Genomic DNA, 12519 nt, shown 5'->3' with positions numbered 1-12519 from the left:
CTTAATTATTGTTATCGCGAATTTCTTGCCACAGCTTGCCGCACTTGGCGTCGTAAGCCTGACCGTTGCCGCTGTGAACCGCCATAATGCAGTTCTGATAATCCATCACCCGTACCGTTTCCTGCGCGGCGAACTGCTGGTGCTGTTTCTCTTGTTTCAGCACGTTCAGCACCGCCTTGCACGGCTGCAGACGCTCCGGCGAGCCTTCCGCGGTATTGATGCAGGCGCTGTAAGCCTGTTTCAACCTGGCGTCTTCCGGCGGCGCGGCGGGTTGCGCACAGGCGCTCAGGGCCGCAGCGGCCGCCAACATCAGCATGATTTTTTTCATCGTTGAATTCCCTTAACTGCCCCGGCGGCAAGGCCGGGGAACGCATCAGAAGATGGTGAATGGCGCGATGACCATGAACTTGACGTCTTTCTCGTCCTGGAAGATGTTGCCGTAACCGCCGCCCCAGCTCGGAATGTTGGTGTGGTTGTCATACTGGGTGTAATGCAGCTTGAGCAGCGTGCCCTTGGCTCGCCCTTCCTGGATGGTGTACATCGCGTCCAGACTCCAGGCGCTCTCTTTCAGGCGCTGGCTCTGATCGTAGATCGGGTTGGTGCTCGGCTTGGCGTCCCACGCGTAAACGTAAGAGCCGCCGACCGCCATACCCGGAAGGTTCCAGTTGCTGAGGTCATACATCACGCCGGCATACACCGCTTTTTCGCCGTTGGCGTTAAAGTCGGAGCGGTTATCCCACCACACGTCCAGGCGACCGTTTGACGAGGCGTAGGTCGGGGTCATACGTTGCAGGAAGAAGCCCTGATTGCCTTCCGCCTTGACCATGGTGCCTTCCAGACGCCAGTTGAACTGGCCGGTGGTGTAACCGAAGGTCAACGCCTGCAGCCAGGCCAGGCCGTCATAAATGCTGTTCGGATCGTTCTTGTTGCTGATGCGGTCTTCCGCGCCATAGAACTGGTAACTGGTGGTCAGCGGGTTGCCCAGCAGATCGAATTTGTAAGACGCCTTGGTGAAGTACTGATTCACGTACCCCTGGGCCTGGCCGTAAGCGGCTTCCAGCACCAGATCGTTTTTGAAATCGTACTTGGCGCCCAGCGAGTGCAGGTAGGAGACACGGGTTTTCTTATCGTTCTGGCGGAAGTCGTCCATCTCGATATGCCACGGCGCTTTGTATTTGTCGGCCCACATGTAGGAGAAGCTCAACGCGCCGGCATCGCCGTAGTCGAACTTGGCGCCGGCTTCAGCCCCCTGATAAGTGCCCGGCATAAAGCTCCAGTGCGGCGCCAGCAGGGTTTGGCCGCTCGGCTGAATATAGCCGGCGCGCGCCCAGACCGGGCCGTATTTGAATTTGGCGGCGGCTTTGTACAGGCTGATACCCCCTTTATCACCGGAGTAGTCTTCGTCGTAGGTACGGTTCTTCGAGGAGAACGCGATTTCGTTCGGGTGACCGCTGGCGCTGGATTCAGCCAGTTCGATGGCGGTAAAAGTGCCGACATCCAGACCGAACATGTCCCAGGCGTAGCCCGACGCGAAATCCAGGCTCAGGTTGGCGGTAGAGTGGGACAGGTTGGTGGTGTATTGATTGTAATCCTTGCTGTCCGGATTGAGATCTTTACGGTCACGCTCACGTTGCCAGTAATAAATGCCGCCGGTCAGCGTGGAATCCTCGATAAACCCTGCGGCTTTCGCCTCAGGCGCCATGGCAAACCCTGTTCCCAACAGCGCGCCCGCGACTGCGAGCGCCAGCGTTTTACGCTGAGCACCGTGCGTACCCATATTGAAATTCCTCTTTGACTTAACTTAAAAGTTGCAGCCGCCTGTGTTCACCACTGCCCTGCACGACTGCCAATAAAAAACCCGAACGGGTAAAAATATTGCCGACGAGATGTTATTCCCACAGCACTAATTGCTACAGACAGACTATTTTTCGCGACGCGAATTATCAAATGAAAAATGCGGAAGATTTGTCAAAGTATGACAAGGAGCACATATCGGTGATAATTTGTTACGCTGGCATTCATGGAAGGTGTCGAATAAAAAATTCAATTAAATCAGAATAAATACGGATACCAGGTCAACCAGAGACGATTAATGGTTTCAGCCTGACTAAATCCGTCAGTCAGGAGATAAAATTTGAGAGCGCTCTCTAAATGAAATTAATTCGCATCACGAATATATAAGTAAAGATTAAGACTACTAAGCCCAATATAAGAAAACTTATTGATTAACGCACCGCAGTTAATTAAACGCAGCCCGGAAAAACGTGGCGGGAATAGATGATTTACTCAATAGCAGGCATAAAAAAGCGCGGCCTGAGCCGCGCTGATACATTAATTTTCGAGGCGATTAAGATTAGCCTTCGATTTTCGCCCAGGTGTCACGCAGACCGACGGTGCGGTTAAACACCAGGTGCTCAGCCGAAGAGTAATGGCTGTCGGCGCAGAAGTAGCCTTCACGCTCGAACTGATAGGCTTTCTCCGGCTGTGCGGCCGCCAGACTCGGCTCAACGAAACCGTGCTTGATCACCAGCGATTCCGGGTTAATGGTGGAGAGGAAGTCCTCCGCCGCGCCCGGGTTAGGCACGCTGAACAGGCGATCGTACAGGCGAATTTCCGCCGGCAGCGCGTGCGCCGCAGACACCCAGTGGATCACGCCCTTCACCTTGCGGCCGTCGGCAGGATCTTTGCTCAGCGTTTCCGCATCGTAGCTGCAGAAGATGGTGGTGATCTCGCCGGCTTCATCTTTCTCGACGCGCTCGGCCTTGATCACGTACGCGTTGCGCAGACGCACTTCCTTACCCAACACCAGACGCTTGTACTGCTTGTTGGCTTCTTCGCGGAAGTCGGCGCGATCGATATAGATCTCACGGCTGAACGGCACATCGCGGTGGCCCATTTCCGGCTTGTTAGGGTGGTTAGGCATGCTGACCATTTCCACCGCATCGCCCATGTTCTCGATGACGATTTTCACCGGATCCAGCACCGCCATGGCGCGCGGCGCGTTCTCGTTCAGATCGTCGCGGATGCAGGATTCCAGCGCCACCATTTCGACGTTGTTGTCTTGCTTGGTTACGCCGATGCGCAGGCAGAACTCGCGGATCGAGGCGGCAGTATAACCGCGGCGGCGCAGACCGGAGACGGTCGGCATGCGCGGATCATCCCAACCTTCGACGATCTTCTCGGCCACCAGCTGATGCAGCTTGCGCTTCGACATGATGGCGTATTCGAGGTTGAGACGCGAAAACTCGTACTGGCGCGGGTGGCAAGGAATGGTGATGTTATCCAGCACCCAATCATACAGACGGCGGTTATCCTGGAATTCCAGGGTGCACAGCGAATGGGTGATCCCTTCCAGCGCATCGGAAATGCAGTGGGTGAAATCGTACATCGGGTAGATGCACCATTTATTGCCGGTCTGGTGGTGTTCGGCGAACTTGATGCGGTACAGCACCGGATCGCGCATCACGATAAACGGCGAAGCCATATCGATCTTGGCGCGCAGGCAGGCGGCGCCCTCGGCGAACTCGCCGTTGCGCATCTTCTCGAACAGCGCCAGGTTCTCTTCCACGCTGCGACCGCGGTACGGGCTGTCTTTGCCCGGCGCAGTCAGGGTGCCGCGGTATTCGCGGATCTGCTCCGGCGACAGTTCGTCGACGTAGGCCAGCCCTTTGCTGATAAGCTCCACCGCATACTGGTGCAGCTGATCGAAATAGTCTGAGGAGTAACGAACGTTGCCGCTCCACTCAAAGCCCAGCCACTCCACGTCGTGCTTGATAGACTCGACGAACTCGATGTCTTCTTTCACCGGGTTGGTGTCGTCGAAACGCAGGTTGCACTGGCCCTGATAGTCCTTGGCGATGCCGAAGTTCAGGCAGATGGACTTGGCGTGGCCGATATGCAGATAGCCGTTAGGCTCCGGCGGGAAACGGGTATGTACCGACGTGTGTTTCCCCGACGCCAGATCTTCATCGACGATCTGACGGATAAAATTGGTTGGGCGGGCTTCAGCCTCACTCATTTCACTGTTCCTCAATGCAAAGCGCTACACATAACCGCCTATGATCCAACAAGCCACGTCTGGAAACAACCGTTTGTTTCATGAAAAATGCGGCGCGTTGCACCATCGGCGCGCAGCGCACCGCCGTGGGGCGAAACGGGATAAAAAAAGCGGGAAGAGATCGCTCTCTTCCCGCCAAGTCGGGGCAAACTCCGCCATGATGCGTGCTCGGCCCCAGGCACTACTCAGGTAAAAACAGCCTTATTTCTGGATCTCATACAGCTTGGTCTGACCGGCGACCACAGAGCCGCTGGCCAGCGCCGCCAGGCCGGCGTACTCGTCAGCGTTGCTGACTACCACCGGGCTTATCATCGAACGCGCATTGGCATTCAGGTAATCCAGATCCAGTTCCAGAATCGGTTGACCGGCTTTCACTTCCGCGCCCTCTTCCACCAGGCGTTTGAAGCCCTGGCCTTCCAGCGCGACGGTGTCGATCCCCATGTGCACCACGATCTCGGCGCCCTTGTCGGTTTCCAGGCAGAATGCGTGGTTGGTATTGAAGATTTTCACCACGGTGCCGTCAGCCGGCGCCACCACGATCTTGTCGGTCGGGCGAATCGCCAGGCCGTCGCCTACCGCCTTGCTGGCGAAAGCTTCGTCCGGCACCTGTTCGAGCGCCACCACTTCGCCGGTCACCGGCGCCAGCAGCGTTTCAAACGCGGCTTTCGGCGCGTTCGGCACCGCCTGCGGTTTGGCTTCCGCGGCAGGCGCCGCCGGGGCCGCCGCTGCCGCTACCGGGCCGGCCGCAATCACGTTGCGCATTGCGCTGGCGATAAGTTCGGCACGGGTGCCGACGATCACTTGCACGCTCTGCTTGTTCAGGCGGATAACGCCCGACGCGCCGAGGCGTTTCGCCAATGCGTCGTTCACCAGCGCGGAGTCTTTCACATTCAAACGCAGGCGGGTGATGCAGGCGTCGATGCCGGTCAGGTTGTCGGAACCGCCGATCGCGCCGACGTAACGACGAGCCAGGGTGGTGGTTTCGTTCTCGTCTTTACCGGCGTTGCTGTCGACGTTGACGTCGTAGCCGTCGGTTTCGTCACCGGCAACCGCCAGCTCGCGGCCCGGGGTCATCAGGTTGAATTTTTTGATGGTGAAGCGGAACACCACGTAGTAGATGACGAAGAACACAAGGCCTTGCGGGATCAGCATGTACCAGTGGGTCGCCAGCGGGTTGCGAGACGACAGCACCATATCCACCAGGCCGGCGCTGAAGCCGAAACCGGCGATCCAATGCATGCTGGCGGCGATGAACACCGAGATACCGGTCAGCACGGCGTGGATCACGTACAGCACCGGCGCCACGAACATGAAGGAGAATTCCAGCGGTTCGGTAATACCGGTAAAGAAGGCGGCGAAAGCGGCCGCCAGCATGATGCCCGCCACTTTGGCTTTGTTCTCAGGACGCGCGCAGTGGTAAATGGCCAGCGCCGCCCCCGGCAGACCGAACATCATGATCGGGAAGAAGCCCGCCTGATAACGGCCGGTGATGCCGACAACCGCTTTACCGGCTTCGATCGACTGCTGGCCGCCAAGGAAGTTCGGAATATCGTTGATGCCGGCCACGTCGAACCAGAACACCGAGTTCAGCGCGTGGTGCAGGCCGACCGGGATCAGCAGGCGGTTGAAGAAGGCGTAGATGCCCGCGCCGACCGAGCCCATTTTCTGAATGTGTTCACCGAAGTTCACCAGACCGTTGAAGATCACCGGCCAAATGTACATCAGGATGAAAGCCACCAGGATCATCAGGAAGGAAATGAGGATCGGCACCAAACGGCGGCCGCTGAAGAACGACAGCGCCTTGGGCAGCTCGACGCCGCTGAAGCGGTTGTACACTTCGGCGGAGATGATGCCCACCAGAATACCGACGAACTGGTTCTGGATCTTGCCGAACGCGGCGGGCACCTGATCGAGCGGGATCTTCTGAATCATCGACACGGCGGCCGGGGAACAGAGGGTGGTCAGCACCAGGAAGCCGACGAAGCCGGTCAACGCGGCGGCGCCGTCCTTGTCTTTGGACATGCCGTAGGCCACGCCGATAGCGAACAGCACCGACATGTTGTCGATGATAGCGGAGCCGGATTTAATGAAGAAAGCGGCGAGCGCGTTGTCGCCGCCCCAACCAACAGGGTCAATCCAGTACCCGACGCCCATCAAGATGGCGGCGGCGGGCAGCGTGGCGACCGGCACCATCAGCGCCCGTCCCACCTTTTGCAAATAACTAAGAATGTTCACCTTTTCCCCCTATGTTGTCCGCGGACGGACCCTATTAGTAGTTTATTTGAAGCTCTCACTACCTTTTTAGAAACAGCGCTTGGCACGTATCACTCATGCCGAGTGTAAAAAATTTATTTTGTATCGCAAATTAAAACCTCCCTTTTTGTGATAAATATCACCAAAAAGTAGTCTTCACCTCCCAGATTGCTGGCCATCACACAAAACTTATTTTATCATTCAAAAAATCAACCGGACGGACGATTCACGCGAGAATCATAAAGCTGGGTTACGCTTACGACTCCCGCAGGCCCGTACAGTATAGCTTTAGTTTACTTATCCCAAGAGGTGTTAGATGAGACTTATCCCACTGAAAGATACCGCACAAGTCGGCAAATGGGCCGCGCGTCATATCGTTCAACGCATCAACGCATTCAAGCCAACCGCAGAGCGCCCGTTTGTTCTCGGCCTGCCCACCGGCGGCACGCCGCTGGAAGCCTACAAACATCTGATTGCGATGCACAAAGCAGGTGAAGTAAGCTTTAAGCATGTTGTGACTTTCAACATGGACGAGTACGTTGGCCTGCCGCAGGAACACCCGGAAAGCTATCACACCTTCATGTACCGCAACTTCTTTGATCACGTTGATATCCCTCGCGAAAATATCAACCTGCTGAACGGCAACGCCGCGGATGTCGACGCCGAGTGCCGCCAGTACGAAGAGAAGATCAAGTCTTACGGCAAAATTAACCTGTTCATGGGCGGCGTGGGCATCGACGGCCATATCGCGTTCAACGAGCCGGCTTCGTCCCTGGCTTCGCGCACCCGCATCAAAACGCTGACCGAAGACACCCGCATCGCCAACTCGCGCTTCTTCGGCGGTGACGTCAGCCTGGTGCCGAAATATGCGCTGACCGTCGGCGTGGGCACGCTGCTGGACGCGGAAGAAGTAATGATCCTGGTCACCGGCCACGCCAAGGCGCAGGCGCTGGAAGCCGCAGTGGAAGGCAATATCAACCACATGTGGACCATCAGCTGTCTGCAGCTGCACGCCAAAGCGGTAGTGGTGTGCGACGAACCGGCCACCATGGAGCTGAAAGTCAAAACCGTCAAATATTTCCGCGAGTTAGAAGCGGAAAGCGTTAAAAGTCTTTAATCTTTGCAGGGGGCTACGATGTTCGCTTTAACCCACGGCCGAATCTATACCGGCCACGACGTACTTGATGACCATGCAGTCATTATCGCTGATGGGCTGATCGAGAAAGTCTGCCCGGCGGCTGAATTGCCCGCCGGCATCGAAACGCGCGACCTGGGTGGCGCCATCCTGGCCCCCGGGCTTATCGACGTGCAGCTGAACGGCTGCGGCGGCGTACAGTTCAACGATTCGCTGGAAGCGATCTCGGAAGAAACGCTGGAGATCATGCAGCGCGCCAACGAGAAATCCGGCTGCACCAGCTATCTGCCGACGCTGATCACCAGCAGCGACGAATTCATGAAGCACAGCGTCGACGTGATGCGCGCTTATCTGAAAAAGCACCAAAACCAGGCGTTGGGCCTGCACCTGGAAGGGCCATACCTCAGCCCGGTGAAAAAAGGCACCCACAATCCGGCGTTCATTCGCAAGCCGACCCAGGAAATGATCGATTACCTGTGCGCCAACGCCGACGTGATCACCAAGGTGACGCTGGCGCCGGAAATGGTTGAGCCGCACTTTATCAAGCAGCTGACCGAGGCCGGCATCGTGGTCTCCGCCGGCCACTCGAACGCCACCTACGATCAGGCTCGCACCGGTTTCGCCGCCGGCATCAGCTTCGCCACCCACCTGTACAACGCCATGCCTTATATCACCGGCCGCGAACCGGGGCTGATGGGGGCAATCTTCGATACGCCGGAGGTCTATACCGGCATCATCGCCGACGGCCATCACGTGGCCTGGGCGAGTATCCGTAACGCCAAACGCCTGAAAGGTGATAAATTGGTCTTGGTCACCGATGCCACCGCGCCGGCGGGTGCAGATATTGACCAATTTATTTTCGCCGGTAAAACAATATACTATCGGGATGGGCTGTGCGTGGATGAGAACGGCACCCTGAGCGGTTCCGCGCTGACCATGATCGAAGCGGTGCGAAACAGCGTCGAGCATATCGGCATCGCGCTGGACGAAGCGCTGCGCATGGCGACGCTGTATCCGGCGCGCGCCATCGGCGTCGATCACCGTCTGGGCACCCTCGAAGCCGGCAAGGTGGCTAACCTGACCGCCTTCACCCGTGATTTCAAGATCACCAAAACGCTCGTTAACGGTAACGAGGTTTAATTCAATGAACAGCGAGTAAAATTATTGATGAGCACTGGCGGACAAGCACAAATAGGGAACGTTGACTTAGTCAAACAACTTAACGGCGCGGCAGTTTACCGCCTGATCGACCAGCAGGGCCCGATCTCGCGCATTCAGATTGCCGAACTCAGCCAGCTCGCCCCCGCCAGCGTCACCAAAATTACTCGCCAGCTGCTGGAGCGCGGACTGATCAAAGAAGTCGATCAGCAAGCCTCCACCGGTGGTCGCCGCGCGATCTCCATCGTGTCGGAAACCCGGCATTTCCATACCGTCGCGGTGCGTCTCGGCCGCCACGACGCCACCATCACCCTGTATGACATGAGCGGCAAGTCGCTCAGCGAAGAACACTATCCGCTGCCGGAACGCACTCAAGAAACGCTGGAGAATGCGCTGTTCGCCGCCATCGCCCAATTCATCGACGCTAACCAGCGCCGCCTGCGCGAGCTGATCGCCATCGCGGTGATCCTGCCCGGCCTGGTGGATCCGGCGCTGGGCGTGGTGCGCTACATGCCGCACATCAGCGTCAGCAATTGGGCGCTGGTGGACAACCTGCAGCAGCGCTTTAACGTCACCAGCTTCGTCGGCCACGACATCCGCAGCCTGGCGCTGGCGGAGCACTACTTCGGCGCCACCCGCGACTGCGAAGACTCGATTCTGGTGCGCCTGCACCGCGGCACCGGCGCCGGCATCATCGTCAACGGGCAGATTTTTCTCGGCAACAACGGCAACGTCGGCGAGATCGGCCATATCCAGATCGATCCGCTGGGGGAACGCTGCCACTGCGGCAACTTCGGCTGCCTGGAAACCGTGGCCGCCAACGCCGCGATCGAACAGCGCGTGCGCCAGCTGCTGAGCCAGGGCTATCCGAGCAAACTGACGCTGGAAGACTGCGGCATCAACGCCATCTGCAAGGCCGCCAACCGCGGCGATCTGCTGGCCAGCGAAGTGATCGAACACGTAGGCCGCTATCTGGGCAAAGCGGTGGCCATCGCCATCAACCTGTTCAATCCGCAGAAGGTGGTGATCGCCGGTGAGATCACCGAAGCGGACAAGGTGCTGCTGCCGGCGATCCAGAGCTGCATCAATACCCAGGTGCTGAAGGACTTCCGCAAAAATCTGCCGGTGGTGACCTCCGAACTCAATCATCGCTCGGCGATCGGCGCTTTCGCCCTGGCCAAACGCGCGATGCTCAACGGCGTGCTCTTGCAGCGATTGCTGGAAAGCTGATCCGCCGCTTCTGGCAGGCGTGTTATCGTCACCCTTCGCCTGCCGTAATCATGAGAAACAGCGACAAATGAAAATCAAAAACGTTATATGCGATATCGACGGCGTGCTGCTGCATGACAATACGCCGGTTCCCGGCGCCGACCTGTTCCTGGCGCGCATCCAGGAACAAGGCATGCCGCTGGTGGTGCTGACCAACTACCCATCACAGACCGCACAGGATCTGGCGAACCGCTTCGCCGCCGCCGGGCTGGAAGTGCCGGAGAGCGCGTTCTACACCTCGGCGATGGCCACCGCCGATTTCCTGCGCCGTCAGGAAGGCAAAAAAGCCTATGTGGTCGGCGAAGGCGCCCTGATCCATGAGCTGTACAAAGCCGGTTTCACCATCACCGACATCAACCCGGACTTCGTGATCGTCGGAGAAACCCGCTCTTACAACTGGGACATGATGCATAAAGCCGCCTACTTCGTGAGCAACGGCGCGCGCTTTATCGCCACCAACCCGGATAGTCACGGCCACGGCTTCTCGCCGGCCTGTGGCGCGCTGTGCGCCCCCATTGAGAAGATCACCGGCCGCAAGCCGTTTTACGTCGGCAAGCCCAGCCCGTGGATCATTCGCGCCGCACTGAACAAAATGCAGGCGCACTCGGAAGAGACGGTGATCGTCGGCGATAACCTGCGCACCGACATTCTGGCGGGCTTCCAGGCCGGCCTGGAAACCGTGCTGGTGCTGTCCGGCGTCTCCACGCTGAGCGACATCGAAACCATGCCGTTCCGCCCGAGCTACGTCTACCCTTCCGTCGCCGATATCACCATCTTCTGATGCGGCCATGGCGGCCGCCCGGCCGCCATTATTTCCTTCTCCCTCAGCGTCAGTTTGAATTTAATTCGTTCATGGCCGTAAAAGGTTTCAGCCTGCCTGCGTTAAAAATCCTCATTATAACGTTACGCCCCGCCAATAGCTGATATTGCCGGCGAGCGAAAAACCCTTACCCCTAATTAATGAGGCTACCATGAGCACAAATAACACTATTAATGCCGTCGCCGCCGATGACGCGGCCATTATGCCGTCTATCGCCAATAAAAAGATCCTGATGGGTTTCTGGCACAACTGGGCCGCCGGCGCCAGTGACGGCTATCAGCAAGGCCAGTTCACCAATATGAACCTGACCGACATTCCCGCCGAGTACAACGTGGTGGCCGTCGCCTTTATGAAAGGCCAGGGCATCCCAACCTTCAAGCCTTACAACCTGTCCGACGCCGAGTTCCGCCGCCAGGTGGGCGTGCTGAACAGCCAGGGCCGCGCGGTGCTGATCTCCCTCGGCGGCGCAGACGCGCATATCGAGCTGAAAACCGGCGACGAAGACAAGCTGAAAGACGAGATTATTCGCCTGGTGGAAGTCTATGGCTTCGACGGACTGGATATCGATCTGGAACAGGCGGCGATCGGCGCCGCCAATAATAAAACCGTCTTGCCTGCGGCGCTGAAAAAAGTAAAAGACCATTACGCCGCCCAGGGGAAAAACTTTATTATCAGCATGGCGCCGGAATTCCCATACTTACGTGAAAATGGCACCTACCTGGATTATATCAGCGCCCTCGAAGGCTATTACGACTTTATCGCGCCGCAATATTATAACCAGGGTGGCGATGGCCTTTGGGTTGAAGAAATTAAAACCTGGCTGACCCAAAACGACGATACCAAGAAGGAAGACTTCCTCTACTACCTGACGGAAAGCCTGGTTACCGGCACCCGCGGCTATGCGAAGATCCCGGCGGCGAAATTCGTCATCGGCCTGCCGAGCAACAACGACGCCGCCGCCACCGGCTACGTGATCGATAAACAGGCGGTGTATAACGCTTTCTCACGTCTCGACGCCAAAAACCTGTCGATCAAGGGCCTGATGACCTGGTCAATCAACTGGGACAACGGCAAGAGCAAAGCCGGCGTCGCCTACAATTGGGAGTTCAAAACCCGCTATGCGCCGCTGATTCAGGGCGGCGTCACCCCGCCGCCGGGAAAGCCTAATGCGCCGACGGCGCTGACGGTCGCCGAGCTGGGCGCCACCTCGCTGAAACTGAGCTGGGCCGCCGCCACCGGCGCCTCACCGATCGCCAGCTACACCGTCTACCGCAACGGCACCCCGATCGGCCAAACCGCCGGTCTGTCGCTGGCCGACAGCGGTCTGACGCCGGCAACCCAGTACAGCTACTTCGTTACCGCGACCGACACCCTGGGCAATACCTCCCTGCCGAGCAGCGCGCTGGCGGTCAAAACCGCCAATGACGGTACGCCGCCCGATCCGGGCGCGCCCGAGTGGCAGAACAACCACAGCTACAAAGCCGGCGACGTCGTGAGTTATAAAGGCAAGAAATACACCTGTATTCAGGCGCACACCTCCAATGCCGGCTGGACGCCGGATGCCGCGTTCACCCTCTGGCAGCTCATCGCCTAATCGCTAATCGATTGCCGGTCAAACTGGCCGGCAATCCCGCCATCACGCTAAAAATTGCATAATCGACAATTTTTTACGCCGATAACTGAAAATCCGTTAAAAACCTCAGCCACGCAAACAACTATTTCTCAGCGCATGGCTAAAACGCTTGCATCCTCTGCAGCTTTTGGCGCATTTTCATAACCACAGCGCAGCAAAACCGCGTTATCGCTGATAAATCGGCAATGCTGCCC

The 12519-nt window shown here is 57.8% G+C and carries 9 protein-coding genes; 5 read left to right on the top strand and 4 right to left on the bottom strand.

Features of this window, described 5'->3' with window-relative positions; translation table 11 throughout:
- Position 1: 1 nt before the first annotated feature.
- From chiQ to nagE, 4 genes are all read right to left on the bottom strand, one after another.
- Positions 2 to 328, bottom strand: coding sequence for a ChiQ/YbfN family lipoprotein (gene chiQ, locus CPH57_RS02655; protein ID WP_046686572.1), 327 nt, complete (start codon positions 326 to 328; stop codon positions 2 to 4).
- Between the two features lie 45 nt (positions 329 to 373).
- Positions 374 to 1777: an OprD family outer membrane porin gene (locus tag CPH57_RS02650; RefSeq protein WP_033642176.1), complete on the bottom strand. Its 1404-nt coding sequence runs from the start codon at positions 1775 to 1777 to the stop codon at positions 374 to 376.
- A 576-nt stretch (positions 1778 to 2353) separates the two neighbouring features.
- Complete coding sequence (glnS, locus tag CPH57_RS02645) at positions 2354 to 4018, bottom strand: glutamine--tRNA ligase (protein WP_047572354.1); 1665 nt, start codon at positions 4016 to 4018, stop codon at positions 2354 to 2356.
- 240 nt (positions 4019 to 4258) lie between these two features.
- Complete coding sequence (gene nagE / locus CPH57_RS02640; protein WP_096242006.1) at positions 4259 to 6292, bottom strand: N-acetylglucosamine-specific PTS transporter subunit IIBC; 2034 nt, start codon at positions 6290 to 6292, stop codon at positions 4259 to 4261.
- A gap of 334 nt (positions 6293 to 6626) precedes the next feature.
- Between nagE and nagB the strand changes: the two genes are divergently transcribed.
- From nagB to CPH57_RS02615, 5 genes are all read left to right on the top strand, one after another.
- Positions 6627 to 7427 carry a glucosamine-6-phosphate deaminase gene (gene nagB / locus CPH57_RS02635; protein WP_004939952.1) on the top strand — a complete coding sequence of 267 codons (801 nt, stop codon included), beginning with the start codon at positions 6627 to 6629 and terminating at the stop codon, positions 7425 to 7427.
- Between the two features lie 18 nt (positions 7428 to 7445).
- Positions 7446 to 8585, top strand: coding sequence for an N-acetylglucosamine-6-phosphate deacetylase (nagA, locus tag CPH57_RS02630; RefSeq protein ID WP_033642173.1), 1140 nt, complete (start codon positions 7446 to 7448; stop codon positions 8583 to 8585).
- Between the two features lie 27 nt (positions 8586 to 8612).
- Positions 8613 to 9833 carry an N-acetylglucosamine repressor gene (locus CPH57_RS02625; protein WP_019454064.1) on the top strand — a complete coding sequence of 407 codons (1221 nt, stop codon included), beginning with the start codon at positions 8613 to 8615 and terminating at the stop codon, positions 9831 to 9833.
- A gap of 67 nt (positions 9834 to 9900) precedes the next feature.
- The gene (locus tag CPH57_RS02620) at positions 9901 to 10653 is read left to right on the top strand and encodes an HAD-IIA family hydrolase (RefSeq protein WP_004939957.1); all 753 of its coding nucleotides are present in this window, start codon (positions 9901 to 9903) and stop codon (positions 10651 to 10653) included.
- A gap of 190 nt (positions 10654 to 10843) precedes the next feature.
- A complete protein-coding gene (locus CPH57_RS02615; protein WP_096242005.1) occupies positions 10844 to 12286 on the top strand; it encodes a glycosyl hydrolase family 18 protein in 1443 nt (480 codons plus the stop codon).
- Positions 12287 to 12519: the final 233 nt, after the last annotated feature.

Origin of the sequence: Serratia sp. JKS000199 (assembly GCF_900215455.1) — a bacterium.
Lineage (GTDB): Bacteria > Pseudomonadota > Gammaproteobacteria > Enterobacterales > Enterobacteriaceae > Serratia > Serratia ureilytica.
The sequence above is the reverse complement of the archived record's forward strand: the minus strand, read 5'-3'. Positions and strand labels throughout refer to the sequence as shown.

What these genes read in the sequence shown, in the direction of transcription:
- CPH57_RS02625 (WP_019454064.1), top strand. Translation starts at nt 8,613, where the DNA reads ATGAGCACTGGCGGACAAGCACAAATAGGGAACGTTGACTTAGTCAAA.
- CPH57_RS02620 (WP_004939957.1), top strand. Translation starts at nt 9,901, where the DNA reads ATGAAAATCAAAAACGTTATATGCGATATCGACGGCGTGCTGCTGCAT.
- CPH57_RS02615 (WP_096242005.1), top strand. Translation starts at nt 10,844, where the DNA reads ATGAGCACAAATAACACTATTAATGCCGTCGCCGCCGATGACGCGGCC.
- nagB (WP_004939952.1), top strand. Translation starts at nt 6,627, where the DNA reads ATGAGACTTATCCCACTGAAAGATACCGCACAAGTCGGCAAATGGGCC.
- chiQ (WP_046686572.1), bottom strand. Translation starts at nt 328, where the DNA reads ATGAAAAAAATCATGCTGATGTTGGCGGCCGCTGCGGCCCTGAGCGCC.
- CPH57_RS02650 (WP_033642176.1), bottom strand. Translation starts at nt 1,777, where the DNA reads ATGGGTACGCACGGTGCTCAGCGTAAAACGCTGGCGCTCGCAGTCGCG.
- glnS (WP_047572354.1), bottom strand. Translation starts at nt 4,018, where the DNA reads ATGAGTGAGGCTGAAGCCCGCCCAACCAATTTTATCCGTCAGATCGTC.
- nagA (WP_033642173.1), top strand. Translation starts at nt 7,446, where the DNA reads ATGTTCGCTTTAACCCACGGCCGAATCTATACCGGCCACGACGTACTT.